Origin of the sequence: Streptomyces albicerus, from assembly GCF_008905045.1 — a bacterium.
Lineage (GTDB): Bacteria > Actinomycetota > Actinomycetes > Streptomycetales > Streptomycetaceae > Streptomyces > Streptomyces albicerus.
The window spans coordinates 151,725-178,453 of record NZ_VWMY01000018.1 but is presented as its reverse complement, the minus strand read 5'-3'; the positions used below and the strand labels follow the sequence as shown (position 1 = coordinate 178,453).

General features: G+C 71.0%; 22 protein-coding genes. 16 read left to right on the top strand and 6 right to left on the bottom strand.

The window, feature by feature from the left end:
- Window positions 1-603 precede the first annotated feature (603 nt).
- Window positions 604-2,418, bottom strand: a complete 1,815-nt coding sequence (locus GAS53_RS18185) for a 3-hydroxyacyl-CoA dehydrogenase family protein (protein ID WP_151478660.1) — start codon at window positions 2,416-2,418, stop codon at window positions 604-606.
- Between the two features lie 357 nt (window positions 2,419-2,775).
- Here GAS53_RS18185 and GAS53_RS18180 point away from each other — a divergent pair, with 357 nt between their 5' ends.
- Entirely contained in the window at window positions 2,776-3,369 is a 594-nt protein-coding gene (locus GAS53_RS18180) for an adenylosuccinate lyase (RefSeq protein WP_151478659.1), read from the top strand.
- A gap of 397 nt (window positions 3,370-3,766) precedes the next feature.
- On the opposite strand, the gene GAS53_RS18175 is transcribed toward GAS53_RS18180, so the two are convergent.
- Window positions 3,767-4,396 (bottom strand): response regulator transcription factor, encoded by a 630-nt coding sequence (locus GAS53_RS18175; RefSeq protein ID WP_192583158.1) that lies wholly within the window; start codon window positions 4,394-4,396, stop codon window positions 3,767-3,769.
- 208 nt (window positions 4,397-4,604) lie between these two features.
- Here GAS53_RS18175 and GAS53_RS56340 point away from each other — a divergent pair, with 208 nt between their 5' ends.
- Together GAS53_RS56340 and GAS53_RS18165 are read left to right on the top strand one after the other, a co-directional pair.
- Window positions 4,605-4,910 (top strand): circadian clock KaiB family protein, encoded by a 306-nt coding sequence (locus tag GAS53_RS56340; RefSeq protein ID WP_225858970.1) that lies wholly within the window; start codon window positions 4,605-4,607, stop codon window positions 4,908-4,910.
- Window positions 4,911-4,970: 60 nt separating this feature from the next.
- Window positions 4,971-6,056, top strand: coding sequence for a sensor histidine kinase (locus tag GAS53_RS18165; RefSeq protein WP_151478656.1), 1,086 nt, complete (start codon window positions 4,971-4,973; stop codon window positions 6,054-6,056).
- Between the two features lie 49 nt (window positions 6,057-6,105).
- Here the strand turns inward: GAS53_RS18165 and GAS53_RS18160 are convergent, their stop codons facing one another.
- The 4 genes from GAS53_RS18160 to GAS53_RS18145 form a co-directional block, all read right to left on the bottom strand.
- Window positions 6,106-6,648, bottom strand: a complete 543-nt coding sequence (locus tag GAS53_RS18160; RefSeq protein WP_225858969.1) for a GNAT family N-acetyltransferase — start codon at window positions 6,646-6,648, stop codon at window positions 6,106-6,108.
- A gap of 58 nt (window positions 6,649-6,706) precedes the next feature.
- Complete coding sequence (locus GAS53_RS18155) at window positions 6,707-7,105, bottom strand: RidA family protein (RefSeq protein WP_151478655.1); 399 nt, start codon at window positions 7,103-7,105, stop codon at window positions 6,707-6,709.
- 66 nt (window positions 7,106-7,171) lie between these two features.
- A complete protein-coding gene (locus tag GAS53_RS18150) occupies window positions 7,172-8,758 on the bottom strand; it encodes an alpha/beta hydrolase (RefSeq protein WP_151478654.1) in 1,587 nt (528 codons plus the stop codon).
- Between the two features lie 260 nt (window positions 8,759-9,018).
- The gene (locus GAS53_RS18145) at window positions 9,019-10,050 is read right to left on the bottom strand and encodes an Rv2578c family radical SAM protein (protein ID WP_151478653.1); all 1,032 of its coding nucleotides are present in this window, start codon (window positions 10,048-10,050) and stop codon (window positions 9,019-9,021) included.
- A gap of 183 nt (window positions 10,051-10,233) precedes the next feature.
- Here GAS53_RS18145 and GAS53_RS18140 point away from each other — a divergent pair, with 183 nt between their 5' ends.
- The 13 genes from GAS53_RS18140 (at window position 10,234) to GAS53_RS18080 (ending at window position 26,725) form a co-directional block, all read left to right on the top strand.
- Window positions 10,234-10,677 carry an SRPBCC family protein gene (locus GAS53_RS18140; protein WP_151478652.1) on the top strand — a complete coding sequence of 148 codons (444 nt, stop codon included), beginning with the start codon at window positions 10,234-10,236 and terminating at the stop codon, window positions 10,675-10,677.
- Between the two features lie 261 nt (window positions 10,678-10,938).
- Complete coding sequence (locus tag GAS53_RS18135; RefSeq protein ID WP_192583157.1) at window positions 10,939-13,347, top strand: MFS transporter; 2,409 nt, start codon at window positions 10,939-10,941, stop codon at window positions 13,345-13,347.
- Window positions 13,348-13,576: 229 nt separating this feature from the next.
- Window positions 13,577-16,024: an ATP-binding SpoIIE family protein phosphatase gene (locus GAS53_RS18130; protein WP_151478651.1), complete on the top strand. Its 2,448-nt coding sequence runs from the start codon at window positions 13,577-13,579 to the stop codon at window positions 16,022-16,024.
- A gap of 161 nt (window positions 16,025-16,185) precedes the next feature.
- A complete protein-coding gene (locus tag GAS53_RS18125; RefSeq protein ID WP_151478650.1) occupies window positions 16,186-16,908 on the top strand; it encodes a methyltransferase domain-containing protein in 723 nt (240 codons plus the stop codon).
- Window positions 16,909-17,119: 211 nt separating this feature from the next.
- The gene (locus GAS53_RS18120) at window positions 17,120-18,355 is read left to right on the top strand and encodes an NAD(P)/FAD-dependent oxidoreductase (RefSeq protein WP_151478649.1); all 1,236 of its coding nucleotides are present in this window, start codon (window positions 17,120-17,122) and stop codon (window positions 18,353-18,355) included.
- On the top strand, window positions 18,355-18,660 hold the full coding sequence (locus GAS53_RS18115; RefSeq protein WP_151478648.1) for a (2Fe-2S)-binding protein: 306 nt from the start codon (window positions 18,355-18,357) through the stop codon (window positions 18,658-18,660). Before GAS53_RS18120 ends, GAS53_RS18115 begins: the two co-directional genes overlap by 1 nt.
- Window positions 18,653-20,098, top strand: coding sequence for an NAD(P)/FAD-dependent oxidoreductase (locus GAS53_RS18110; protein ID WP_225858968.1), 1,446 nt, complete (start codon window positions 18,653-18,655; stop codon window positions 20,096-20,098). Before GAS53_RS18115 ends, GAS53_RS18110 begins: the two co-directional genes overlap by 8 nt.
- A 74-nt stretch (window positions 20,099-20,172) precedes the next feature.
- Entirely contained in the window at window positions 20,173-21,066 is an 894-nt protein-coding gene (locus GAS53_RS18105; RefSeq protein ID WP_192583156.1) for a dihydrodipicolinate synthase family protein, read from the top strand.
- Window positions 21,067-21,111: 45 nt separating this feature from the next.
- Window positions 21,112-22,113 carry a proline racemase family protein gene (locus GAS53_RS18100; protein ID WP_151478646.1) on the top strand — a complete coding sequence of 334 codons (1,002 nt, stop codon included), beginning with the start codon at window positions 21,112-21,114 and terminating at the stop codon, window positions 22,111-22,113.
- A 41-nt stretch (window positions 22,114-22,154) separates the two neighbouring features.
- A complete protein-coding gene (locus GAS53_RS18095) occupies window positions 22,155-22,835 on the top strand; it encodes a GntR family transcriptional regulator (protein WP_151478645.1) in 681 nt (226 codons plus the stop codon).
- A gap of 108 nt (window positions 22,836-22,943) precedes the next feature.
- Window positions 22,944-24,530, top strand: coding sequence for an immune inhibitor A domain-containing protein (locus tag GAS53_RS18090; RefSeq protein ID WP_151478644.1), 1,587 nt, complete (start codon window positions 22,944-22,946; stop codon window positions 24,528-24,530).
- Between the two features lie 46 nt (window positions 24,531-24,576).
- A complete protein-coding gene (locus tag GAS53_RS18085; RefSeq protein WP_151478643.1) occupies window positions 24,577-25,413 on the top strand; it encodes a M55 family metallopeptidase in 837 nt (278 codons plus the stop codon).
- Window positions 25,406-26,725 (top strand): M20/M25/M40 family metallo-hydrolase, encoded by a 1,320-nt coding sequence (locus GAS53_RS18080; RefSeq protein WP_151478642.1) that lies wholly within the window; start codon window positions 25,406-25,408, stop codon window positions 26,723-26,725. The genes GAS53_RS18085 and GAS53_RS18080 overlap by 8 nt, the downstream gene beginning before the upstream one ends.
- Window positions 26,726-26,729: the final 4 nt, after the last annotated feature.

The following is a 26,729-nucleotide window of genomic DNA, read 5'->3' as shown; positions in this document are numbered from 1 at the left end:
TGCATGTACGCGGCGGGGCGCTCATGACCGGGTCTTTCCCCACGGAGGGCCGCCGGCGGGGAGGCTGCGGGGTCAAGCAGCCCACCCCAGCCCGCCCGCTCCTCGAACCAACCACCGGACGGCTCACCGGCCCCAGCACCGACCCACGCCTCGGACCGGCCGCCGGTCCCAGCTCCGGGCTGCGCCTGGGACCGGCCGTCGGCCCCTGCGCTGGGTTGCGCCTCGGACCCTGCGCCGGGCCGCGCCTCGGCCCCAGCTCCGGGCTGCGCCTGGGACTGGCCGTCGGCTCCTGCGCCGGGCTGCGCCTGGGACCGGCCGTCGGCCCCTGCGCCGGGCTGCGCCTCGGACCCGCCGCCGACACCGTTTCCGGACCGGCCGCCGGGTCGTGTTCCGGTCCCTGTGGCGGGCCACACCCTGGACCTGTTCCCGACCCCGACCCCGGACCCGGAGCCGACCTCGACTCCCGCCCCGTTCCCGTTTCCGTTTCCGTTTCCGGGTTCAGTCCCGGCCCCTCGGCGGGGGCCGGGACTGTTCGCGGGCAGGTTCGCAGGCCTGGCTGCGGGAGCGGCTCCGGGGCGGTGCCCGGGCCGGAGGTCGTGTGGCTCAGTGGCGGGCATATTCGCGGAAGCCGCGGCCCGTCTTGCGGCCGAGGCAGCCCGCGGCCACCAGGTGCTCCAGGAGGGGCGCCGGGGCGAGGCCCGGGTCGCGGAACTCGCGGTGCAGGACCTTCTCGATGGCCAGCGAGACGTCGAGGCCGACCACGTCGAGGAGCTCGAAGGGGCCCATCGGGTAGCCGCCGCCCAGCTTCATCGCGGCGTCGATGTCGTCGAGCGAGGCGTAGTGCTCCTGGACCATCTTGATCGCGTTGTTCAGGTACGGAAACAGCAGCGCGTTCACGATGAAGCCCGCCCGGTCACCGCAGTCCACCGGATGCTTGCGGACCTTCGCGCAGACCTCACGGACCGTGGCGTGCACGTCGTCCGCCGTCAGGACGGTCCGGACGACCTCGACCAGCTTCATCGCCGGGGCCGGGTTGAAGAAGTGCATACCGATCACGTCCTGCGGCCGCGAGGTCGCGCGGGCGCAGGCGACGACGGGCAGCGACGACGTCGTGGTGGCCAGGATCGCGCCCGGCTTGCAGACCTTGTCGAACACCTCGAACAGCTGCTGCTTGACCTCCAGGTCCTCGGCGACGGCCTCCAGTGCCAGATCGACCTCGGCGAAGGCGTCGTACGAGCCCGCCGGAGAGATCCGCCCCAGCGTCTCGGCGGCCGCCTCGGCGGTCATCCGCCCCTTGTCGACAGAACGCGAAAGCGACTTGCCGATACGGGCCTTGGCGGCCTGCGCCTTCTCCTCGCTGCGCGCCGCGAGAACGACCTCGTACCCGGCCTTCGCGAAGACCTCGGCGATACCGGACGCCATGGTCCCGGAGCCCGCGACGCCGACCGAGCGGACGGTACGACCGGGCATCAGGGAGGCGCCCTCCAGGGGAGTCAGCGCGTCCCGCACCACGGTCGCGCTGCCCGGGGCCTCGTACGTGTAGAAGCCGCGCCCCGACTTGCGACCGGTCAGGCCCGCCTCGCTGAGCTGCTTGAGGATGGGCGCGGGAGCGTGCAGCCGGTCGTGAGACTCGGCGTACATGGCCTCCAGGACCGTACGCGCGGTGTCCACGCCGATCAGGTCCAGGAGGGCGAGCGGGCCCATGGGCAGGCCGCAGCCGAGCCGCATCGCGGCGTCGATGTCCTCGCGGCTGGCGTACTTCGCCTCGTACATCGCGGCGGCCTGGTTGAGGTAGCCGAAAAGCAGCCCGTCGGCGACGAAGCCGGGGCGGTCGCCGACCGCGACGGGCTCCTTGCCGAGTTCGAGGGCGAGGTCCGTGACGGCGGCGACGGCGCCCGGCGCGGTCAGCACGGACGAGACGACCTCGACCAGCTTCATCGCGGGGGCCGGGTTGAAGAAGTGCAGGCCCAGGACGCGCTCGGGGCGCGCCGAGTCGGCGGCCAGGCGCGTCACGGACAGGGCGTTCGTGCCGGTCGCCAGGATCGTCTCCGGACGCACGATGCCGTCCAGCTCGCGGAAGATCTGGTGCTTGATCTCATACGACTCCGGAGCCACCTCGATCACCAGATCGGCGTCGGCCGCGGCCCGCAGGTCGGTGGAGGTGCGCAGGCGGGCGAGGGCGTCGCCGCGCTCCTGCTCGGTGAGGCGCCCGCGCTGCACGGCGCGGGCCGTCGAGGACTCGATCGCGGTGACGGCCTGGGCGGCGGCGGCCTCGCTGATGTCGATGCCGACGACCTCGCGGCCGGCCTTGGCCAGGACCTCGGCGATGCCGGTGCCCATCGTGCCGAGGCCGACGACCGCGACGGTCTTGAGCGGGGACGCAGAGGGAAGGGAGGGGTCGGGCAGGGGAGTGGCCATCGCGGGACTCCAGAAATGAGTGACGACTGAGGGACGCACCCGGATACGCCGACAGGCGCACGCAGTGCGGAGGTTGCGGGTGATGCCGGGCTACGAAGCGCACACGCCCGGTGCCGTCCGCGGGCCGAAACGCAGGCCCGCGAAGCGGTGAGGAAAACCCGACCGGCCCTGTCCCGGAGCCGTGTCGTACTGAGGTACACGAAGTACCGAACCGACCAACACCCATGGCGGCTGCGTCACCAGGCCACCACGAGCAAGTCCGCGAGTGGGTAACTCGCTCGATTGAGCTTAACTCGCGGGTAACGAGCGCGCCAGTCCCCGGAGAATGTGACGTACGTCGCCGATAGGCTCGGTGTCATGGACGAAGAGTTGCGATCGATCACCCAGCGCTTACGGCATGAGGCGGGTGCGGCGGCGTCATACGCGTACGAGCGGCTGATCTCGACCGATGATCTCGACGAGCTGGCCGAGGTGCTGATCGCTCCCGAACGGCCGCTGTGGGCCCGGGAGTTGGCCGCCTTCCGGCTCGGCGTCGCCGGGGACCGGCGGGCCTTCGAGGCACTCGTCCTGCTGCTCAACCACCGCGACCCGCAGCGCTGCGCCTCCGCCGCGTACGCCTTGGCCCGGCTCGGCGATCCGCGCACCGCGCGCGCGGCGGCCGCCCTGGCCACCAACGAACTGCGGGTCGCCTACGCGCTCCATCCGGTACGGCTCCTGGTCGAGCTGCGCGCTCCTGAGGCCGTGCCCGCGCTGATCACCACCCTGGCCCGCAGATTCCGTCCACACGATCCCTATCGCCGGGTCGCCATCGCCTGCGTGGAAGGCCTCGGCGTCCTGGGCGACGAACGCGCCCGTCCCGTCCTGAACGAGGCCCTCGCCCGCCCGGCGCTGGCCCAGGCGGCGGCCGGTGCGCTGAAGCGGCTGCCGGCACAGCGCACGCCACGCGAATAAGGGCACGCGAACACGGGCGTGAGGCGTGCCTGCTTGATGAGGCGGGACCGCCGGGGGCTCGCCCGGCGGGAGACGGGCGACCGGCAGGCGGACGAACGTCGCGGGATCCGAACTGCCGTCATCTCCGCGCATGTGCCCGGGCCCTGCTCCCCGGCGGCCCCAGTCCGTGCGGCCGCCTGGCTGGGTGCGACGTGGGATTCGGGAAGTCGCCGGCAGCGGCGCGAACCGCTGTCGTGGGCAGCCGCACGCTCCGCACAATAGGGAGCGGGTGCCCGGGCGGACATCCCCCAGGCGGGGCGAACGGCCCCCTCAGATGGGCTGATTCACCGTTCTATGAGTTCTGGCGGTGGTACGTGGTCGAGTTCTGGCGGCGCCCCGTGATCGAGTTCTGACGGTGCTACGTGGTCTGGCGCGGCAGGATCCCGAGGCGGGTCGCCGTGACCACGGCCTCCAGCTGGCTGTGCGCGCCCAGCTTCACCAGGACGCTCTTCACATGACCGCGTACCGTGTGCCGGCTGAGCACGAGCCGGTCCGCGATCGCCTTGAGGCCGAGCCCCTGGGCGAGCAGGGCCAGCACCTCGTGCTCCCGGCGGGTCAGCCCGCTCCGCTCCCACTGCCGTTCCGGGAGCCGGGCCGCCAGTGTCGACTCCTCCACCAGGAGCTTGCCGCTGGCGGTCGTGCGGATCGCGGTGAGGATGTCCCCGAAAGCGCTGTGCTTCGCGAGGAACGCCGAGGCACCCGCCGCCACCGCCCGGGCCAGCTGGTCGGGGGTCGCGTCCGCCGTGAGGACGACGACTCGGGTGGCGGGATGAGCGGCCTTCAGCAGCCGGGTGCCCTCGATACCGTCCTTGCCCGGCAGATGAATGTCCATCAGCACCACGGCGGGCGGCCGACGGGCCGCCTCCCGCAACGCCTCGTCGACCGTGCCCACCGCTTCGCCGCAGGCCAGGTCGGGCTGCGCCGCGATGGCGATGGCCAGGGCGTCGGCCAGCGCACGCTGGTCCTCGACCACGAGCACGCGGATCATCCCGGATCCTCCCCCTCCGGACGGCCGGCTCTCCCCGGGCCGGTCGTGGCGATGCGCTTCGAGGGTAGTGCCGTACGGCCCAGCAGGTCCCGGCCGTACCCGGAAATGTGTTCCCCGCATCTGGCCCAACGCCCTTGGCGCGGTCCAGAGTTGGGGGAGGGACGTCGGGTGCGGCTGGAGCGCGGCAGGCGACGAGAGGACGCCGAAGGTGAAGACCTACTCGTTCGTGCTGTATGTGTCCGGGCGCACCGAGCGGTCGACGGCCGCGCTGGCCGATCTCCGCCTGATGTGCCGTACGCACATCCCCGACCGCTTCGAGATCAGGGTCGTCGACGCCGCCGGAGAGCCTGGGCGGGCGGACGAGGAACGGGTCCTCGCGACGCCCACCGTGGTGCGTGCCACCCCGCCGCCCGCGCGCCGCGTGATCGGCGATCTGTCCGACATCGATCGGGCCGCCGCGGCGCTGGGTCTGCTCGACGGGCGGGAGATGAAGGAGGGGAACGGGGAGACATGAGGGGGACCGGTTCGGCGGACGGATCAGCGGATCAGGGGAAGGGCCGCAGGGACGATCGCGATGACTGACGACGGGCCGCGGGATCTGTACCAGGCCATGATGCTGGCCGCGCCGGACGGCATCGTCGCGGTCGACGGCGACGGCTGCGTACGGGCCTGCAATCCGGCCGCGGAGGCGCTGCTGGAGCGGACCGCGGACGAGCTGGTCGGCTCCGTGTTCGGCTTTCCGCTGGTCGACGGCGAGTCCACCGAGGTGACGCTGGTCCTGCCGAACGGCCGCAGCAAGGTCGTCGAGATGCGGGTCACCCTCGCCCAGCTGGACGACCGCCATCTGTACGTGGCCGCGCTGCGCGACGGAACCCGCCGGCGGCAGGCCGACCACGTCCTCCAGTCCGCTCTGGAGCACCAGAGCGTGGTCGTCGCGGTGGCCGCGCACCAGCTGCACAATCCGCTCGCGGCTCTGGGCGCCCTGGTGCACGTACTGCGGGAGCCGCCGCCCGATCTGACGGACGAGCGGCGGGCGGAACTGGTCGAGCGGATCGCCGAGCGCACGGCCCGGCTGCAGTCGCTCGTCCGTAAACTCCTCACCGCCGCCCGCATCGACGGAGCCTGGCAGCAGGGTGTGCCGGAGCCGGTGGAGGTGCTGGGCTTCCTGCTGGAACGGCTCGCCGAGTCCGAGGCCCGCGGCCGCGATCTACGACTCGCCGTGCCGGCGCATCTGGTGACGCGCGTCGACCGCGTGGGCTTCGCCGAGATCTTCACCGACTACCTGGAGAACGCGCTCGCCTACGGCCGGGAGCCCGTGGAGATCACGGCTCGCGCCACCGGCGGACGCATCGAACTGCGCGTCGCGGACCACGGCCCGGGGGTGCCCGAGTCGTTCGTTCCGCACCTCTTCGAGCGCTACCGCCGCGACCCCGCCACCGCGGCGGCCACCGAGGGCACCGGCCTCGGCCTGTGGATCGCCCGCAGCCTGGCCCGCGCCAACGGCGGCGACGCCTGGTACGAACCGGGCCGGCCGAACGGCGCGGTGTTCTGCGTGAGCCTGCCTCAGGACGCGAGCCCTCAGGGCGGGAGTCCTCAGGACGCCGACAATCAAGACGCGAACGCTCAAGACGCGAACCCTCAAGACGTGAACGGGGCGTGAGCCCTCAGGACGTGAGCCCCCTTCAGGAGCCGCCCAGCACACGCCTCCTTCAGGCACCGCCCAGCACCCGGACGTAACGCACTTCGGGCACCTCGGCACCGTCCACCTCGAAGGGCTCCTCGGCGCCGTCCGCGACGAAACCGGCCTTCTCGTAGAAGCGACGCGCGCTCGCGTTCTCCTTGAGCACCCACAGCAGCATCCGGTCGTGCCCCGCGGCGCCGCAGCGGGCGGTGGACTCCCGCAGCAGGGCGCGGCCCACACCGCGCGCGAGCCGGTCGGGGTGCACGTAGATCGCGTACAACTCGGCGTCCCCGGTGCGGAGTTCATCCTCCCGGTACGGGCCGTGGCACGCCCAGCCGACGACCTCGCCGCCCCACTCCGCGACGAGGTTCACCACGCCCTCACCGGCCTGCGCGAAGAGCGTTCGCCGGCGCTGGACCTCGTCCTCGAGGTCGAGACCGTCGAGGTACGTCCGCGGCATCATCCCCTGGTACGCGGTCTGCCAGCCGCGTACCCGGATCTCGGCCACGCGGAGACAGTCGTCCAGAGTCATCTCGCGGATGTGAATGCGCATAGGAGAGCGGTCGTCCATGGCCGCACCCTAGGCGGCCGCGGGCGAGGGTTCCCGTGAATTACGGAGGGCCCGTGGATCACTCGGGCAGCACCGCGTACGCCTCGATCTCCATCAGGAACTCCGGGTGCACCAGGCCGGCGACCTGCACGGCCGAGGCGGCCGGGAGGCGGTCGAGGGATATGTGCTCGTCCCGGGCCGCGCGGACGGCCGGCATGTAGGCCATGTCCGTGACGAAGAAGGTCAGTTTGACCACGTCGTCGAAGGTGGCTCCGGCCGCGGTCAGACAGCGCAGCAGGTTCGCGAAGACCTGACGGGCCTGCGCCGCCGGGTCGCCCGCACCGACGAGCTTGCCGTCCTCGTCGAGTGCGACCTGGCCGGAGACCGCCACGAAGCGGCCCGTGCCCATCACGACATGCGAGTACGCGGCGGCGGGGGCGACCCCGTCGGGGGCGGAAATGCGAGTCAGTTCGGCCATGGATCAATCCTGCACCACGGCACTGACAACGCCCCCGACGGGCGTTCACCGCTCACTTGCCGAGGCTCAGCCCCGGAATCCGATCAGTCCGTGCAGCGTCGAGCCGCGCGAGTCCGAGGACTTCGTGCTCAGCGGCTGCGGCTCGGGCAGCGGCTCGCACACCGCGTCGACCTCACCGCCGCTGCGCGGCACCCGGCCGGTGGTCAGATACGTGGCCAGGTGCTGGTCCAGGCAGGTGTTCCCGCTCAGCGTGATGCCGTGGTTCCCACCGCCTTCCTCGACCACCAGGCTGGAGCCGCCCAGCAGCTGATGGACCGTGACGCCGCCCTCGTACGGGGTGGCCGCGTCGTCCGTCGCCTGGAACAGCAGCACCGGCGGCACCGAGTCGTTGGAGACGTCCACGGGCTCGAGTGAGTCCGTCGGCCAGAACGCGCACGGCGCGTTGTACCAGGCGTTGTTCCAGGTCATGAACGGTGCCTTCTCGTACACGGCCCAGTTGTCGTCGCGCCACTGGTTCCAGTCGCGCGGCCAGGCCGCGTCACGGCACTGCACCGAGGCGTAGATGCTGTAGCCGTTGTCGCCCGCGGCGTCGACGGCGGCGAAGTTCTCGTACGCCTCGACCAGCGGGTCGTCGTTCTTGTCGTTCACGAAGGCCGCGAACGCCTCGGCGAGGTACGGCCAGTAGCCGTTGAAGTAGCCGCCGGGGATGAACGTGTCCTCCAGTTCGGAGGCGCCCACCGTGTTGTCCGCGGGCTTCTTCGCCAGCGCCGCCCGCATCGCGTACCACTTGGCCTCGATCTTCTCCGGATCGGTGCCGAGCTTGTACGTCGCGTTGTGCTTGGCGACCCACGCCATGAAGGCCCGGTGGCGGTCGTTGAAGGCGTAGTCCTGCGCGATGTTGTCGTCGTACCACACACCGGTGGGGTCGACGATCGAGTCGAGCACCATGCGCCGGACCCGGTCCGGGTACAGCCTCGCGTAGACGGCGCCCAGGTAGGTGCCGTACGAGTACCCGAAGTAGTTGATCTTCTTGGCGCCGAGCGCGCGGCGGATCGCGTCCATGTCCTGGACCGCGCTCACCGTGTCGATGTACGGCAGCAGCTTCGCGTACTTCGTGCCGCACGCCTGCGCGAAGGCCTGCGCACGGTCGAGGTTGGCCTTCTCGATGGCCTCAGTGCTCGGCACGGAGTCGGGGCGTACCGGTGAGAAGTGCCCCGGCCTGCAGTTCAGGGCGGGCTTGCTCGCGCCGACGCCGCGCGGGTCGAAGCCGATGACGTCGTACTGCGACGCCACCTCCTTCGGCAGCGAGGCCGCGACGAACCCGGCGAGCGTGAGACCGCTGCCGCCGGGGCCGCCCGGGTTCACCAGCAGGGGGCCCTGGTACTTCTTCGAGGTGTGCGGGACCCGTGACAGCGCGAGCGTGATGCGCTCGCCGTGCGGGTTCGCGTGGTCGAGCGGCACCTTCAGGGACGCACACTGGAGCGTCGGATAGTCCTCGGTGCCGCACTTCTTCCAGGTGAGCTTCGCCGCGTCGGTGGCCTGCGTGGTGCGCGGTGCGGTCGCGGAGCCCGAGCTCGCGTCGGCCGGGATCGCTGTGATCATTCCGGCCACCACGGCCGCGGCGCCGCACAGAGCGGCTGCGCGTCGGTTCACGAAGAATCGCCTCGCATCGGAGTGCTGACTGCGCAATCTGGCCGGCTTTCCCGGCCGGGGGTCCGGGGGTTGTCCCCCGGGGAGATGCAGCATGACGCCTCCCGGGACGGAGGTTTTGAGCCGTGCACGCCACGGCCCACGCCGTATCGTCCCGGAACGGGCCCCCGGAAGGACCGCTTCTGGCAAGAGTTGACCCAATTGAGGCGCGGGATGCGGCCGGATGCCGGGGAGATGCGCTGGTCGGAGCAGGTGGAGACGCGTCAGAGAAGCGTGAGTTGAGTCGGTCCCGGAACGACCGGTTCCGGTACCGGGAGCCTGCGGGGCATCCCCGCGCGCGTGGGACCTATCCCGTACTCCTCAGCCAGTTCGTGGACCTGACGGGTGATCCGGCGCTGGTACCACTTCGGGGCGTACGCGCCCTCCGCGTACAGCCGCTCGTAACGGCGCACCAGATGCGGGTGGTAGTGCGCCAGCCAGCTCATGAACCACTCGCGTGCCCCCGGCCGCAGATGCAGCACGAGCGGGGTCACCGAGGTTGCGCCGGACGCGGCGATCGCCCGTACCGTCGCGCGCAGTTGGGACGAATCGTCGCTCAGGAAGGGGAGCACCGGGGCCATCAGGACCCCGCACCCGATGCCGTGTTCGCTCAGCGTGCGGACGACGTCGAGGCGGCGCTCCGGGGCGGGCGTGCCCGGTTCCACGGTCCGCCACAGCTCTTGGTCGGTGAAGCCCACGGAGACCGAGATCCCGACCTCGGTGACGGCGGCCGCCTGCTTGAGGAGGCCGAGGTCACGCAGGATCAGCGTGCCTTTCGTCAGGATGGAGAAGGGGTTCGCGTGGTCGCGCAGGGCCGCGATGATGCCGGGCATCAGCTGGTAGCGGCCCTCGGCGCGCTGATAGCAGTCCACGTTCGTGCCCATCGCGATGTGCTCGCCGAGCCAGCGCCGCGAGCCCAACTGCCGCCGCAGCAGCTCCGGGGCGTTCACCTTCACCACTATCTGGCTGTCGAAGCCGAGACCCGTGTCGAGGTCCAGATAGCTGTGGGTCTTGCGGGCGAAACAGTAGACACACGCGTGCGTGCACCCCCGATAGGGGTTGACCGTCCACTCGAAGGGCATGCGTGAGGCCCCCGGCACGCGGTTCACGATCGACCTGGCCCGGATCTCGTGGAAGGTGATTCCACGGAACTCGGGAGTGTCGAACGTACGGGTGGTCACCGCGTCCGCGCCGAACAGCGCGGCGTTCCCGGGCGGGTTGCCGCCGGACTCCACTGTGAGGTTCTCCCAGCGCATGACGCCTCCTCGATAGCACTGGCCACAGAATAGAACACATGTTCCCTTGATCGTGCGAACTCATATTCGACGGGCGTGGCGTCGAGGTTCCACGCCCCTTGGGGGACCCCGATTTGGGCGGCTCGGGCGCGTGGTGGTTGGCTTTGCCGTGACCCCCGAGATTCCGAGTGCTGGAGGAACGCAATGGCGCAGGTCGAGGCCACCACGGAGCGAGTCGTAGCGGCTCAGCCGGACGACGTGTTCGATGCGCTGGCCGACTACAGCGGCACGCGTGCGAAGCTCCTGACCGAGCACTTCAGCGAGTACGAGGTGCGCGAGGGCGGTGACGGCGAGGGCAGCCTCGTCCACTGGAAGCTCCAGGCCACCAGCAAGCGCATCCGTGACTGCCTCCTCGAGGTGACCGAGCCCACCGACGGCGAGCTCGTCGAGAAGGACCGCAACTCCTCGATGGTGACCACCTGGCGGGTCACTCCGGCAGGCGAGGGCAAGTCCAGGGTCGTCGTGACCACCGTCTGGAAGGGTGCCGGCGGCATCGGCGGCTTCTTCGAGAAGACCTTCGCGCCCAAGGGACTCGGCCGGATCTACGACGCGGTGCTGGCGAAGCTCGCCACCGAGGTGGAGAAGTAGAGGCGGAGAAGTCGAGGCGAAGAAGTAGGGGTGGAGAAGTAGTCCTGCCGGCGCTTCCCGGGGCGCGCGGCCAGGTGCTTCCGCGCGATTCTCACGCTCACCGTTTCGAGTGGTTTTCGGTACGGCTCAGTCGTACGCTGTAGGGCTCCCACCGGCGATTACGTCCTTTGAAGCCCGAAGGAGGGCGACTCGTCGCGCTTGCTCCCAGTTGTCGCGTAATGCGAGAAATGGGCCGCGCAGGCGCGACGAGGGGAGCAGCACGTGGGCGGGACGACTCTGGCGGAGAGCGAACGAGGCGTTACGGCTCCGCTCTCCGATCCGCCTCAAGGGCCTCCGGGATCCCAGCAGTTCGAGGCGCTCAGCCCGCGCCGCGTGCGCATGGTCTTCTTCGCGCTGATGCTGGCGCTGCTGCTCGCCGCGCTGGAGCAGATGATCGTCGCCACCGCACTCCCGAAGATCGTCGGGGAGCTGCACGGCCTGGACAAGATGTCCTGGGCGATCACCGCGTATCTGCTCACCTCCACCGTGGGACTGCCCGTCTACGGCAAGTTGGGCGATCTCTACGGCCGCAAGGGCGTCTTCCAGTTCGCGATCGTCGTCTTCGTCGTGGGCTCCGCGCTGGCCGGATGGTCGCGCACCATGGACCAGTTGATCGCCTTCCGTGCGGTCCAGGGCGTGGGCGCGGGCGGTCTCATGATCGGCGTCCAGGCGATCATCGCGGACATCGTGCCGCCCCGGGAACGCGGCCGCTTCATGGGCCTGATCGGCGCCGCGTTCGGCCTCGCCTCGGTCGCGGGACCGCTGCTCGGCGGCTACTTCACCGATCATCTCTCCTGGCGCTGGTGCTTCTACATCAACGTGCCCTTCGGCCTGGTCACGCTCGCCGTCGTGGCCGTCGTGCTCAAGCTGCCGAAGCCCACCGCCAAGCCACGCCTCGACGTAGTCGGCGCACTGCTGCTCGCCGTCGCCTCAACCTGCCTTGTGCTGCTGACCAGTTGGGGCGGTACGGAATACGCGTGGGACTCGCGCGTCATCCTGGGGCTCGGCGCCGGAGCCGTCGCCGCGACGATTCTCTTCCTCGTCGCCGAGCACTTCGCGGCCGAACCCCTCATCCCGCTGCGGCTGTTCCGCGACGGGGTCTTCAATGTCACCGGTCTCGTCGGCGTGATCGTCGGTGTCGCGCTCTTCGGCGCGGCCAGCTATCTCCCCACCTTCCTGCAGATGGTCGACGGCGCCACCGCCACCGAGTCCGGGCTGCTCATGCTCCCGATGATGGGCGGCATCGTCGGCGCCTCGGTCGTCTCGGGACAGCTGATCAGCCGAGGCGGTCACTACAAGATCTACCCGATCCTCGGCGGCGCCCTCTCCGTCATCGGCATGTGGCTCCTGTCGCGGCTCGAAGCCGACACGCCCCGGCTGCACTACAGCGTCTGGATGGCCGTGCTCGGCGCCGGGATCGGCCTGGTCATGCCGGTGCTGATCCTCGCCGTGCAGAACTCCGTGCACCCGCACGACCTCGGCACCGCGACCAGCGCGAACAACTACTTCCGGCAGATCGGCGGCAGCGTCGGGGCCGCGATCTTCGGCACGCTCTTCGCCGACCGGCTCGCCGACTCCCTCGCCGAACGGCTGCCCGCCGAGGCCACCGCCGGGGCCGGTCTGCCCGACCCCGAGTCCATCACCCCGCAGCTCGTCCACGCGCTGCCCGCCGAGGTGCGCGACGGCTACATCGCCGCGTACGCCGACGCCATGCCGCGGATCTTCCTCTACCTCGTGCCGGTGCTAGTCCTGGGCCTGCTCGTCGCCTTCTTCCTCAAGGAGAAACCTCTGGTGTCCCACCACACCCCCGCCGCCGACCCCGAGACCGCGCCCTTCAACACCTCGATCCCGCAGGCCCGTTCGTCGTACGCCGCCGGAGTCCCCGTCTGCGGCACGGTGCAGCATCCCGACGGCACCGTCGTGCCCCGTGCCGCGCTCACGCTCATCGACGTCGCGGGGCACCAGATCGGGCGGGGGGCGAGCGGGGAGGACGGGCGGTACGCGTTGTCGACGCCCGGGTCGGGGGCGTACGTCCTGATCGCCGCGGCGGGCGGGCATCAGCCGCAGGCCGTCAGCGTCACGGTCGGCGAGCGGCCCGTTGAGCTGGACGTGGTGCTCGGTGGTGCGGGGCGGTTGGCCGGAAGCGTGGTGACGGCGGACGGGACGCCTGTGCGGGACGCGGCGGTCACGCTCACCAATGTGCATGGCGAGGTGGTCGCCACGACTCGCAGCGGGCGTGAAGGGGGGTATGTCATCACCGAGTTGGTGGCGGGGGAGTACACGCTGGCCTCGAGCGCGCCGGCGTTTCGGCCGGCTGCTCTCCCTGTGAGTGTCCAGGCCGCTCGGGAGACTCGGCAGGATGTGGAGCTCGCGGGTGGGGCGGTGTTGCGGGGGACCGTGCGGGCCAGTGGGGGGCGGCCTGTTGAGGATGCGCGGGTGACGTTGCTCGATGCCGCCGGGAATGTGGTGGATACGTTGACCACGGGGGCTGATGGAACGTTCCGGTTCGTTGATCTTTCGTCGGGGGAGTACACGGTGATCGCGGCCGGGTACCCGCCGGTGGCCACTGTTTTGCAGGTGGCCGGGGGTGGGCGGACTGAGCGGGATCTGCAGTTGGGGCATGAGGATTGAGGGTTGAGAGTCGGCTGCGGGGTTGTGGGGGCTGGTCGCGCCCACGCGGCGGAGCCGCACAATGTCACAGCCCCGCGCCCCTAAGGGGCGCCAGCCCCTGCGCCCCTAACGGGGCGCTGTTGTGCGCCGGAGTTATTTCCCTCAATGGCACACCTGGCAACCGGGCGCGGACGTACCGTGGTTGTGGCGGCACAGAATTTTGCGGACCGTGGGAGAGAGGGCCTGGGCCATGGACCGTGGCACCGAGATGGGCGTACCTCCCGGCCGCGTGGCCGGTAACGGTGTTGCGGCGGGCCGGATTCCGCTGGCCGTGGTGGTGGTCGACCGGGAGGGCCTGGTCTCGCACTGGAGCCGGGGGGCTCGGCGGCTGTTCGGGGCCGCCAGGGAGGAAGCGGTCGGGCGGCCCGCCGTGGATCTGCTTCCTGTCTCCGGTGCTCTGCCCGACGATGACGAGGGCCCGCCCTACGGGTCGTACTCCGCGTACGACGGGCTCGGTCCCGATCTGGAGTCGTCCCTCGACGGGCGGTTGTCCTATCCGGCGGCGGGCCGCGCGCGGCTCACGACGGCGGGAAGTGACCGGATCGACGTCCTGTGGTGGGCGTATCCGCTGGTGGGGCCCGGCTCGGAGCGTCTCCTCGTGCTCGCCGCCGACGCGGACGGGCTGCGCCACGAGGACACCGGCGAAGGCGTGGCCGTGGAGCGCATCGCGCCCGGCTTCGCGCTGCACACCGACTTTCCCGGCGCCGAGCAGCTGGCCCGCAGACTGCCCGAGATCCTGCCCAGCATGAGCGTCGGCGAGAGCGCCCGCATCGTCGCGCAGGTTCTCGAACTGGGCTACCCCGTCCTGGAGTTCAGCCAGAACGACCGGGTGCCCGTCACCCCCGACTGGGGCGTGCCGCGGCGCGCCGAGCGCAAGGCACGCCGGCAACTGGCGGCCGCCGCGACCGCGTCGGGCAAGCCGCTGCCGTCGGACGCCGAGGACGAGGGCGAGGACCTCGAATACGCCGCCGTACGCGAGCGCCTGGAGTTCCTGAACGAGGTCAGCGGGCGCATCGGCACCTCGCTCGACCTGTCCCGCACGATCGTCGAGGTCAGCAAGGCCGTGGTGCCCCGCTTCACGGACGTGGCCGGGACCTATCTGCGCGAACAGGTCGTCGCGGGTGAGGGCTTCCCCGAGGGCGTGCCCGACACGACCACCATGTGGCACCGCGTCGCCCTGGAGCACACGGACGAGCCCGGTCGCTGGGACGACGTCGTGCCGGTCGGCGAGGCCATGCCGTTCCCGGCGCACACACCGTTCTTCCAGTGCATGACCACCGGCGAGCCCGTCCTCGTGCCGCGGATCAGCGAGCAGATGGGGCACATGATCGCCGCGCAGTTCGAGAAGCGCGACATCCGGCCCCTCATCACCAACCGCTCCATGCTGATCGTGCCCCTCAAGGCCCGAAACGTGGTGCTGGGCTTCATGATCCTCCTGCGCCACCCGGAGCGCGTCGAGTTCAACGACATGGACCGCGTCACCGGGGCCGAACTCGCCGCCCGTGCCGGGCTCGTGCTCGACAACGCCCGCATGTACACGTACCAGGAGAGCGTCGCCGAGACCCTCCAGGACAGCATGCTGCCGCATATCGCGCCGCGCATGGCGGGCTGCGACATCGCGACCCGCTATCTGCCGGGCACGTTGCTGGGGCGGGTCGGCGGCGACTGGTTCGACTCGGTCAAGCTGCCCGGGTCGCGGACCGCGCTCGTCGTCGGCGACGTCATGGGTCACGGCCTCAACTCGGCGGCGATGATGGGGCAGTTACGGACCGCCGTGCAGACGATGGCCGCCCTGGACCTGCCGCCCGCCCAACTCCTCCGCAATCTGGACGACTTGGCGCAGCGCCTCGGGGAGCACTACCTCGCGACGTGCCTGTACGCGGTGTACGACCCCATCGCGAGCGAGCTGGAGATCGCCAACGCGGGCCATATCCCACCCGTGCTGGTGCGTGCCGAGGACGGCCGCAGCGATCTGCTCGACCTGCCGACGGGCGCGCCCATCGGGGTCGGCGGGGTGCCCTTCGAGTCCGTACGGGTCCGGGTGGCGCCCGGCGACCGGCTCGTGATGTGCACCGACGGCCTGGTCGAGGTGCGCGGCGAGGACATCGGAGTCGGGCTCGCCACGCTCTGCGAGTCCGCCGCTCACCCGGCCGCGTCCATGGACGACGCCTGCGACACCATCATCCGCGCCCTCAACACCCGCGGCGGCCGCAAGGACGACGTGGCGCTCCTGATGGCCCGGCTCAACGGCATCGCACCCGAGGACGTCGCTCGGTGGCGGATCGGGCACGACCCCGCCGAGGTCGGCAGGGCGCGTGCCGTGGTCCGTGAACAGCTCCACGTGTGGGGTCTGAACTCCCTTGTCGACCACACCGAGTTGATGGTTAGCGAGCTCGTCACCAATGCCGTACGGCACTCCCACAGCCGCCCGATCGAGTTGCGGCTGGTCAGGGGCGACACCCTGCTGTGCGAGGTGGACGACGACGACCACACGCTGCCGACGCTGCTCAGCGCACGCCGGCTCGACGAGTTCGGGCGCGGGATGCTGGTGATCAGCACGCTGGCGCGCGAGTGGGGGACCAGCCGTACCAGTTCCGGCAAGACGGTGTGGTTCGAGTTGGCCGTGCCCCGTCGCTAGCCCTTGGGGGGAGCGAGGGGTGCGAGGGGCGCACATCGGCGTACAGGTGTCGAATGAGCCGTGAAGGTGTGCGCCGCGTGCTTGTCGGTTCACCCCGGGCGCGATAAACCGGACTGCCCGTCACTTTTCGGCGGTCCGCGGTCACATCCTGGGGAGCTGGCATGAGCGTGACGACTCGGTACAGGGAGGCCTGGGAGGGCTTCTGGCTGGAAGCCACCGACGAACAGGGAGCCGTCTTCTGGGACGCCGAGCCGGACGTCACCGTAGGCGTCCATCTCGCCCTGCTCGAACCGCACTTGGCGGCTCCCGGCCTGCCCTTCGTGGACCTCGGCTGCGGCAACGGCACCCAGACCCGGTTCCTCGCCGACCGCTATCCACGGGTCGTCGGCGCCGATCTGTCGGGCGCCGCCCTCGACCACGCCCGGCACGCGGACCCGGCGGGGCAGGCCTCCTACCGGTTGGTCGACGCGGCCGAGAAGACCGAGGCCGAGCGGCTGCACGCCGAGATCGGCGACGCCAACGTGTATATGCGCGGCGTGCTGCACCAGTGTGAGCCCGGTGATCGGCAGTCGCTTGTCGACGGCCTCGCCACGCTTGTCGGCGACCGGGGCCGCGCCTTCCTCGTCGAGCTCGCCGAGGCGGCCGGGCCTGTTCTGCGCGGTCTCGCTCAGCGGCCCGAGGGGCCGCCGGCGAAGCTCGCGCCGGTCTTCCGGCACGGGATCGTGCCCGGCGACGTGGCTGACGCCGCGGTGCCGGAGTACTTGCGGGCGGCTGGACTTGCCGTGCTGGCGAGTGGGGAACTGCCTCTTGTCACGACGGAGTTCCAGGCCGATGGTGCGCGGATTGAGTTGCCGTCGAAGTGGGTGGTGGCGGGGCGCGGCTGAGACTGGGGCGTGATCCTCAGGTGGGGGATGAGGATTGAGCGCTGGGTGTTGAGTGTCGGGTGCGGCGTTGTGGGGGCTGGTCGCGCAGTTCCCCGCGCCCCTAAAGGGGCGCAGGTCGTCGTCGGCCGCGCGGATCACCGTGCCCCTATCGAGGCGCGGAGTGGCCCCCCGCCCCCTTGGCCCGAACAGAAGTATGTGACATAGTACTGGCGTGACCAAGCCACTGACCTGCGATGTTGTAGTCGTCGGGGCCGGGATGGTGGGGGCGGCCAGTGCTCTGTACGCGGTTCGGGCGGGGCTGAGTGTCGTTCTGGTGGACCGGGGCCCGGTGGCCGGCGGTACGACCGGTGCGGGCGAGGGCAACCTGCTCGTCTCGGACAAGGAGCCGGGGCCCGAGCTCGAACTCGCCCTGCTGTCCGGGCGGTTGTGGGCCGACATCGCCGCCGAGCCCGGGGTGGCGGAGGCCGTCGAGTACGAGGCCAAGGGCGGGCTCGTGGTCGCCTCCGGGGTGGAAGGGCTTGCGGCGCTGGAGGGTTTCGCCGACGGCCAGCGCTCGGCCGGAGTGGAGGCCGTGTCTGTCGCCCCCGGGCAACTCCACGATCTTGAGCCGTACTTGGCGGACGGGCTCGCGGGCGGCGTTCTCTATCCGCAGGACGCCCAGGTGATGCCGACCCTCGCCGCCGCCCATCTCGTACGCCTCGCCCGCGCGGCCGGTGCCTCGCTGCGGACCGGCTGGACGGTCACGGAGGTGCTGCGCACGGCGGCCGGGGCGGTCCGCGGCGTCCGTACCTCGCGTGGTGATGTCCACGCACCCGCGGTCGTCAACGCCGCCGGGACCTGGGGCGGAGAGCTGGCCGCGCTGGCCGGAGTGTCCCTGCCCGTGCTGCCACGCCGCGGCTTCGTCCTCGTCACGGAGCCGCTGCCGCGCAGAGTGCGGCGCAAGGTGTACGCCGCGGACTATGTGGCCGACGTGGCCAGTGACTCGGCGGCGCTGCAGACCTCCCCGGTGGTCGAGGGCACGGCGGCGGGGCCGGTGCTGATCGGGGCGAGCCGGGAACGGGTCGGCTTCGACCGCTCCTTCTCGTTGCCCGTCGCCCGAGCGCTCGCGGCGGGCGCGACCCGGCTGTTCCCCTTCCTGGAGGGGGTGCAGGCCATGCGCGCCTACCTCGGGTTCCGGCCGTACATGCCCGACCATCTGCCCGCGATCGGGCCCGACCCGCGCGTGCCCGGCCTCTTCCACGCGTGCGGGCACGAGGGCGCGGGGATCGGACTCGCCACCGGGACGGGCCACTTGATCGCACAGGTGCTGGCGGAGAAGGCCCCCGATCTGGACCTCGCGCCGTTCCGCCCCGATCGCTTTCCGGCGGACCCGGCGCCCGAGGAACTGGAAGAGCTCGAGGAACTGGAAGAGCCCGAGGAGCCGGAAGAGCCCGAGGAGGTCTCGTGATGCCCCGCAGCCCGCTGGAACTGGTCCACGCCCGGCCCGGACCAGCCTTCACCCTCACTTTCGACGACCGCGAGATCACCGTTCTGCCGGGCCAGACGGTCGCCGCCGCGCTCTGGTCGGCGGGCATCACGTCCTGGCGTACGACCCGGGGGAGCGGCGAGCCGCGCGGTGTCTTCTGCGGCATCGGAGTGTGCTTCGACTGCCTGGTGACCGTCAACGGGCGGACGAACCAACGGGCTTGCCTCGTGCGGGCGGAGCCCGGCGACGTGATCCGCACCCAGGAAGGGACCGGTCACCATGACTGACCGAATGGCCGACCGACCGCATCTCGCCGTGATCGGCGCGGGCCCCGCCGGGCTCGCGGCCACCCTCGCCGCCGCCGGACGCGGGGTTCGGGTGACGCTCGTCGACTCCGCCGCCGAGGCGGGCGGCCAGTTCTACCGGCAGCCGGCCACGGGCCTCGGCGCCCGCCGTCCCCAGGCACTGCACCACCAGTGGCGCACCTGGGAACGACTCCGCGACGGTCTCGCGGCGCACATCGCGGCGGGGCGTGTCACGCATCTGACTGATCATCATGTCTGGTCCGTGGAACGGCAGTCCGACACTTCCGGCACCACCTCCGGCGCCTCCGACACCACCGGTGTCTTCGCCGTCCACGCTCTCCTCGGCCCCGAGCAGGAGGAATCCGTCGCCGTCCGCGCCGACGCCGTGCTGCTCGCAACCGGTGGGTACGAGAAGGTGCTCCCCTTCCCCGGCTGGACCCTCCCCGGCGTCCTCACTGCGGGCGGGGCGCAGGCCATGCTCAAGGGCGGGCTCGTGCTGCCGGGGCGTACCGCCGTGGTCGCCGGGACCGGACCGCTGCTGATGCCCGTGGCCGTCGGGCTCGCCTCGGCCGGGGCGAAGGTCGCCGCCCTCGTGGAGTCCGCCGACCCCAAGGCCTTCGCGCGGCACGCCCGTGTCCTCGCCGCCCACCCCGGCAAGCTCGCCGAAGGCGCCCGGTACGCCGCCGAGTTGGCGCGGCACTGGGTCAGGGCCCACGTCCGCCACACCGTCGTCGCCGCGCACGGCACCGGGCGGCTCGAGGCCGTGACCGTGGCCGCGCTCGACGGTGCCGGACGGGTCCGGGCCGGCACCGAGCGGCGCATCCCCTGCGACACCCTCGCCGTCGGCCACGGAATGCTCCCGCACATCGATCTCGCCGAGGCGCTCGGCTGTGGGCTCGACGGGGCGGGCGTCGCCGTGGACGACGAGCAGCGCACCGACGTGCCAGGAGTCTGGGCCGCCGGTGAGACCACGGGGATCGGCGGCGCGGTGCTCTCGCTGGCCGAGGGCAACATCGCGGGACTGTCCATCGCCGCGCGACTCAACTCCCGTACTCCTGACAGGAGTTGGTACGCTTCGGCCGCCAAGGCGCGGGCCGGGCTGCGGGAGTTCTTCGCCGTCGTCGACAGCGTCTACGCGCCGCCCGCCCAGTGGGCCGAGCAGGTCACCGACGACACCGTCGTGTGCAGGTGTGAGGAGGTGCCCGCCGCCGCGATCCGGGAGGCCGTCGACGAACTCGGCGCGGGGGACGTACGCACCGTGAAACTGCTGACCCGGGCCGGGATGGGCTGGTGCCAGGGCCGGATGTGCGGCCCGGCGGTGGCGGGGCTCGCGGGGTGTGCGGCGACGCCCTCGCGGCGGCCCTTCGCCCGGCCCGTACCGCTCGGGGTCCTCGCGCGCGAACCCGGCCAGATCCAGTGAAACACCCAGTGAATCCGGACCCAGTAATCCAGCCCAGTGAAATGCCGCACCCTGCCGATCGGATGGGATCACTCATGACAGACAGCAACCGTCCCTGGCGCGGCGTCCTCGTCGCCACCGCCCTCCCGCTGAACGACGACCTCTCCGTCAACTACGACAAGTACGCCGACCACTGCACGTGGCTCGTCGAGAACGGCTGCGACGGCGTCGTACCGAACGGTTCGCTCGGCGAGTACCAGGTGCTGACCCCCGAGGAGCGGGCCAAGGTCGTGGAGACCGCGGTCGCCGCGATCGGCGGGCAGCGTGTAATGCCGGGCGTCGCCGCGTACGGGTCCGCCGAGGCCCGCCGCTGGGCCGAGCAGGCGCGCGACGCGGGCTGCGCCTCCGTGATGCTGCTGCCCCCGAACGCCTACCGCGCCGACGAGCGCTCCGTCCTCGCCCACTACGCGGAGGTCGCCAAGGCCGGTGTACCGATCGTGGCGTACAACAACCCGATCGACACCAAGGTCGACCTCGTGCCGGAGCTGCTCGCCGAGCTGCACGGCGAGGGGTACATCCACGGGGTCAAGGAGTTCTCCGGCGACGTACGCCGCGCCTACCGCATCGCCGAACTCGCCCCGGAACTCGACCTGTTGATCGGCGCCGACGACGTCCTCCTCGAACTCGCCGTCGCGGGCGCCAAGGGCTGGGTCGCCGGCTACCCGAACGCGCTGCCCGCCGCGAGCGTGGAGCTCTACCGCGCCGCGCTCAGGGGCGACCTGGAGACGGCCGGCAAGCTCTACCGGCAGCTGCACCCGCTGCTTCGCTGGGACTCGAAGACCGAGTTCGTGCAGGCCATCAAGTTGTCCATGGACATCGTGGGACGGCACGGCGGTCCGGTACGGGCGCCGCGCGTGCCGCTCCTTCCCGAGCAGGAGCAGGCGGTGCGCGAGGCCACCGAGCGGGCTGTAGCCGCCGGGCTCGCCTGAGCCGCCCCTCCGCACCCTCAGGAGACCTCACCCCAGGGAGCCCCCATGCGCAGCAAACTCGTCCTGCACGCCGTCGACTCGCACACCGAGGGCATGCCGACCCGCGTGATCACCGGCGGCATCGGCACGGTCCCGGGCGCCACGATGAACGAACGCCGCCTCTACTTCCGTGAACACCGCGACGACATCAAGCAGTTGCTGATGAACGAGCCGCGCGGCCACTCGGCGATGAGCGGCGCGATCCTGCAGCCGCCCACCCGCCCCGACTGCGACTACGGCGTCATCTACATCGAGGTGTCCGGCTATCTGCCCATGTGCGGGCACGGGACCATCGGGGTCGCGACCGTCCTCGTCGAGACCGGCATGGTCGAGGTCGTCGAGCCGGTGACCACCATCCGCCTCGACACCCCGGCCGGACTCGTCGTCGCCGAGGTGGCGGTGGAGGACGGTGCGGCCAAGGCGGTCACGCTCCAGAACGTGCCGTCCTTCTCCGTCGCCCTCGACCGCAAGATCCAGCTCGCCGACGGGCGGACGGTGACCTACGACCTGGCGTACGGCGGGAACTTCTACGCGATCCTGCCGCTCGACCAGTTCGGGCTGCCCTTCGACCGGGCCCGCAAGGACGACATCCTCGCCGCCGGGCTCTCGCTGATGGACGCCGTCAACGCCGAGGGGGAGCCCGTCCACCCCGAGGATCCCTCCATCCGCGGCTGCCACCACGTGCATCTGATCGCCCCCGGCTCGACGGCCAGGCATTCACGGCACGCGATGGCCATCCACCCCGGCTGGTTCGACCGTTCGCCCTGCGGTACGGGCACCAGCGCGCGCATGGCGCAGCTGCACGCGCGCGGCGAACTCCCCCTGAACACCGAGTTCGTGAACGAGTCCTTCATCGGCACCCACTTCAGTGGCCGGCTCCTCGGCACCACCGAGGTCGCCGGGATCCCGGCGGTGCTGCCCAGCTTCACGGGACGCGCCTGGGTGACCGGCACCGCCCAGTACCTGCTCGACCCCAGCGACCCGTTCCCCGCGGGTTTCGTCCTCTAGAGCCCCCGCTCCACCCCTGTACGTCTCAAGGAGACCCTCCGATGCCCGCCCAGCGCACCAGCACCCCCGCCCTGCCCACGCTGGGCGGCAAGAAGCCCAGCTACCGCGAGCGTGTCGCGGACGCCCTGCGGGCCGCCCTGATCGCCGGGGAACTGCGCCCGGGCGAGGTGTACTCCGCGCCGACCCTCGCCGCCCGCTTCGGTGTCTCCGCAACGCCCGTCCGCGAGGCCTTGCTCGACCTCGCCAAGGAGGGACTGGTCGACACCGTGCCCAACAAGGGCTTCCGGGTCACGGCCGTCTCCGAGAAACAGCTCGACGAGTACACGCACATCCGCTCGCTCATCGAGATCCCCACGACCGTGGCACTCGCCGCCACCGCCGACCCGGCCGCCCTGGAGGCACTGCGTCCGGCCGCGCGGGAGAGCGTCACGGCGGCCGCGACCGGTGACCTCATCGCGCACGTCGAGGCGGACATGCGCTTCCACCTCGGCCTCCTCGCCCTCGCCGGCAACGAGCACCTGGTCGAGGTGGTCCGCGACCTCCGCAAGCGCTCCCGCCTCTACGGCCTGCAGGCCCTGGTCGAAGCGGGTCGTCTGGAGGACTCCGCCGCGGAGCACCTGGAGATCCTCGACGCGCTCATCGCGCGCGACGCGGAGGCGGTACGGACTGTCATGACCCGTCACATCGGACACGTACGGGGGTTGTGGGCGGCCGAGGAGTGACCCCCGGCGCCACCGAGGAGTGACCTCGACGGCGACACGCTGCACGGCAGCCCGCCCCGCCCGCACCCGCATGCTCTCCTGAGTGCCGCCCCCGAGTGAGGACGCACGTTGAGCAAGCGCATCCGAAGATCCCTGGTCGCCGTCGCCGCGGCACTGGCTGTCCATGCCTCCGGTGACGCGGTCCAGGCGGCCGCCTCCACCTGGGCGCCCGACCGCGAACTGCCGACCACGGACCGGATCTTCGTGCTGCCCGTGGAGTTCGCGGACCACGCGCACAACCAGATCCCCGAGCCCGACCGCAGCACCGACAACTCCACGGTGTGGGCCCCGGATTACAGCCGCGCCTACTACCAGCGGCAGATCTTCGGCACCGCCGACAGCACGGGCGACACCCTCAGGTCGTACTACCGACGGCAGTCCAGCGGCGCCTACTCGATCACCGGCACCGTCCACGACTGGACACGCGTCGGCCACTCCCTCGCGCACTACGGCACCGATGCCTGCCGGAAGAACGGCAAGGCCATCTCGACGTACTACTGCAACGAGCAGCTCGTCACCGACGGCCTCAACCAGTGGTACGAGGACCAGCGCGGCACGGGCAGGACTGCCGCCTCGCTGGCCAAGTACCTTGCCACCTACGACACTTGGGACCGCAACGACTTCGACCGGGACGGGATCCTCGACGAACCGGACGGCTACCTCGACCGCGTGATGCTCATGTTCGCGGGCGAGTCGCAGACCAACGGCGGAGGCGTCCACGGCACCGACGCCATCGCCTCCCACCGCGGCACCGTCAGCCACCTCCAGACCGGCGCCGGCACGCTCGGCCCGGCGGGCGGAAACAAGGACGGCGGCAGTCAGGTCGGCGACTCGGGCATCTGGGTCAACGACTACACAATGACCAACGAGAACAGGGGACTCGGCACCCTCGCCCACGAGTACGGCCACGACCTGGGCCTGCCCGATCTGTACGACACCTCCGGGGGCGAGAACTCCACCGGCTTCTGGTCGGCCATGGCGCAGGGTTCGCTGCTCTCCGACGGGGACGAACTAGCCGTCCACCCGGGTGACTTGGGCGCCTGGGCCAAGCTCCGGCTCGGCTGGCTCGACCACGCGACCTTCGATGCCTCCACCGCCGCAACCGCCTCTGCCGTCACCCTGAACCCACTGTCGGTGGACTCCGCGACGCCGGGCAAGGAAGCCCTCCTGGTGAAGCTCCCCGCGGACGCGAAAGGCAACGCCCGCTACTACGTCGTCGAGAACCGCCAGTACGTGGGCGAGGACAGGTACCTCAAGTCGGGGCCGTTCCAGCTGGGTCGGCACTCCGCGAGTCCCAGATTCAAGGAGCGGCTGCACTATGAGACCGGCATCCTGATCTGGTTCTGGAACACCAAGTACCGCGACAACAAAACCCATGCGAACGGCGGTCATGGCCGGATCCTGCCGATCGACGCACACGCCGAGCCCGCCCGCGACACCTCAGGGGCCGTGATCCGGGGCCGCCTCCAGTCCTACGACGCGCCCTTCGGCCACAGGCCCACCTCCCCTCTCGCCTTCCACATGAACGGAGTGGAGACGACGATCCCGTCCCGGCCCGGCGTCCCGGTCTTCACCGGCCTCGACGGCACCACGATCACCGTGGAGAAGGAGTACGCCGACGGCCGAGTGAAGGTTTCGGTCGGTTCGTCCGGCTGACCACCCGGCCCTGTGGGGTGCCTCCGGACTGCGATACAACTGGAGCATGGTAAAGATCCTCATCAGCGCCGACATGGAGGGCGCCACCGGGGTGACCTGGCCGGCCGACGTGCTGCCGGGCACACCGCAGTGGGAGCGGTGCCGGACGATGTTCACCTCGGACGTGAACGCCGCGGTCCTGGGCTTCTTCGACGGCGGCGCCGACGAGGTCCTCATCAATGAGGCGCACTGGACCATGCGCAATCTGCTCCTGGAGGAACTGGACGAGCGGGCGCAGATGCTCACCGGGCGGCACAAGTCGCTGTCGATGGTGGAGGGCGTGCAGCACGGAGACGTCGACGGCATCGCGTTCGTCGGTTACCACGCGGGAGCGGGCATGGAAGGCGTTCTCGCCCACACCTATCTCGCCAACTCGATCACCGGCGTCTGGATCAACGACGAACGCGCCAGCGAGGGCCTGCTCAACGCGCACGTCGTCGCCGAGTACGGCGTCCCCGTCGTCCTCGTCACCGGCGACGACGTGGCCTGCGAGGACGCGCTCGGCTACGCCCCCGAGGCGCTGAAGGTCGCCGTCAAGGACCATGTCTCCCGGTACGCGGCCGTGTGCCGCACACCGGCGCGTACGGCCTCCGACATCCGCGCGGCGGCCAAGGAGGCGGTGCCGCTCGCGGTGCGGCACGAGCCCGCCCAGGCCGGCCCCTTCACCGTGGCCCTGGAATTCGACGCCGAGCACCTCGCGATGGCGGCCACCGTCGTCCCGGGCGTCGAGCGCACCGGGGAGCGGAAGGTGGCGTACACCAGCCAGACCATGTACGAGGGCATCCGTACTTTCAAGGCGGTCACCACGATCGTCTCGGCCGCCGTGGAGGAGACGTATGGCTGACGAGCGCACGGTCGACGAGCAGGCGCTGGACGAGGTCGTCCGGTTCACCTCCGACCTCATCCGGATCGACACGACCAACCGCGGCGGCGGGGACTGCCAGGAGCGGCCTGCCGCCGAGTACGCCGCCGCACGGCTCGCCGAGGCAGGCCTGGAACCGACCCTCCTGGAGCGCACCAAGGGGCGTACGAACGTCGTCGCGCGCCTGGAGGGCACCGACCCGTCAGCCGACGCGCTGCTCGTCCACGGTCACCTGGACGTCGTACCGGCGCAGGCCGAGGACTGGAGCGTGCACCCGTTCTCCGGGGAGATCCGTGACGGAGTCGTCTGGGGCCGGGGCGCGGTCGACATGAAGAACATGGACGCGATGATCCTCGCGGTCGTACGGCAGTGGGCGCGTGCCGGAGTACGCCCCCGTCGGGACCTCGTCATCGCCTTCACCGCCGACGAGGAGGCGAGCGCCGAGGACGGCTCGGGCTTCCTCGCCGACGAGCATCCGGGACTCTTCGAGGGATGCACCGAGGGCATCAGCGAGTCGGGGGCGTTCACCTTCCACGACGGCAGCGGCCGCGAGCTGTATCCCGTCGCGGCCGGTGAGCGCGGCACCGGCTGGCTCAAGCTCACCGCTCGCGGCCGGGCCGGGCACGGCTCCAAGGTGAACCGCGCCAACGCGGTGACCCGCCTCGCCGAGGCGATCGCGCGGATCGGCGCCCACGAGTGGCCCGTACGGCTCACCCCGACGGTCCGCGCGGCGCTCACCGAACTCGCCGCGCTGTATGGAGTCGAGCCCGATCTCGACGACGTGGACGGACTCCTCGACAAGCTCGGCCCCGCCGCCGCACTCGTCGAAGCCACCGTGCGCAACAGCGCCAACCCCACCATGCTCAACGCCGGTTACAAGATCAACGTGATTCCGGGGGAGGCCGTCGCGCACGTCGACGGGCGCTATCTGGCCGGCACCGAGGACGAGTTCCGCGCGACCCTTGACCAGCTCACCGGACCGGACGTGGAGTGGGAGTTCCACCACCGTGAGGTGGCCCTGCAGGCGCCGGTGGACTCGACGACGTACGCCAACATGCGTGCCGCCGTGGAGGAGTTCGCGCCCGAGGGGCATGTCGTGCCGTACTGCATGTCGGGCGGCACGGACGCCAAGCAGTTCTCGCGCCTCGGCATCACCGGATACGGGTTCGCGCCGCTGAAGCTCCCCGAGGGCTTCGACTACCAGGCCCTCTTCCACGGGGTCGACGAGCGCGTGCCGGTCGAGGCGCTCCACTTCGGCGTCCGCGTTCTCGACCGCTTTTTGCGCACGGCCTAGGGAA

Bases quoted from the DNA above. Each gene is read 5' to 3' on its own strand.
- GAS53_RS18185 (WP_151478660.1), bottom strand. From the start codon at position 2,418: ATGGCCACTCCCCTGCCCGACCCCTCCCTTCCCTCTGCGTCCCCGCTC.
- GAS53_RS18180 (WP_151478659.1), top strand. From the start codon at position 2,776: ATGGACGAAGAGTTGCGATCGATCACCCAGCGCTTACGGCATGAGGCG.
- GAS53_RS18175 (WP_192583158.1), bottom strand. From the start codon at position 4,396: ATGATCCGCGTGCTCGTGGTCGAGGACCAGCGTGCGCTGGCCGACGCC.
- GAS53_RS18165 (WP_151478656.1), top strand. From the start codon at position 4,971: ATGACTGACGACGGGCCGCGGGATCTGTACCAGGCCATGATGCTGGCC.
- GAS53_RS18160 (WP_225858969.1), bottom strand. From the start codon at position 6,648: ATGGACGACCGCTCTCCTATGCGCATTCACATCCGCGAGATGACTCTG.
- GAS53_RS18155 (WP_151478655.1), bottom strand. From the start codon at position 7,105: ATGGCCGAACTGACTCGCATTTCCGCCCCCGACGGGGTCGCCCCCGCC.
- GAS53_RS18145 (WP_151478653.1), bottom strand. From the start codon at position 10,050: ATGCGCTGGGAGAACCTCACAGTGGAGTCCGGCGGCAACCCGCCCGGG.
- GAS53_RS18140 (WP_151478652.1), top strand. From the start codon at position 10,234: ATGGCGCAGGTCGAGGCCACCACGGAGCGAGTCGTAGCGGCTCAGCCG.
- GAS53_RS18130 (WP_151478651.1), top strand. From the start codon at position 13,577: ATGGACCGTGGCACCGAGATGGGCGTACCTCCCGGCCGCGTGGCCGGT.
- GAS53_RS18125 (WP_151478650.1), top strand. From the start codon at position 16,186: ATGAGCGTGACGACTCGGTACAGGGAGGCCTGGGAGGGCTTCTGGCTG.
- GAS53_RS18115 (WP_151478648.1), top strand. From the start codon at position 18,355: ATGCCCCGCAGCCCGCTGGAACTGGTCCACGCCCGGCCCGGACCAGCC.
- GAS53_RS18110 (WP_225858968.1), top strand. From the start codon at position 18,653: ATGACTGACCGAATGGCCGACCGACCGCATCTCGCCGTGATCGGCGCG.
- GAS53_RS18105 (WP_192583156.1), top strand. From the start codon at position 20,173: ATGACAGACAGCAACCGTCCCTGGCGCGGCGTCCTCGTCGCCACCGCC.
- GAS53_RS18100 (WP_151478646.1), top strand. From the start codon at position 21,112: ATGCGCAGCAAACTCGTCCTGCACGCCGTCGACTCGCACACCGAGGGC.
- GAS53_RS18095 (WP_151478645.1), top strand. From the start codon at position 22,155: ATGCCCGCCCAGCGCACCAGCACCCCCGCCCTGCCCACGCTGGGCGGC.
- GAS53_RS18085 (WP_151478643.1), top strand. From the start codon at position 24,577: ATGGTAAAGATCCTCATCAGCGCCGACATGGAGGGCGCCACCGGGGTG.
- GAS53_RS18080 (WP_151478642.1), top strand. From the start codon at position 25,406: ATGGCTGACGAGCGCACGGTCGACGAGCAGGCGCTGGACGAGGTCGTC.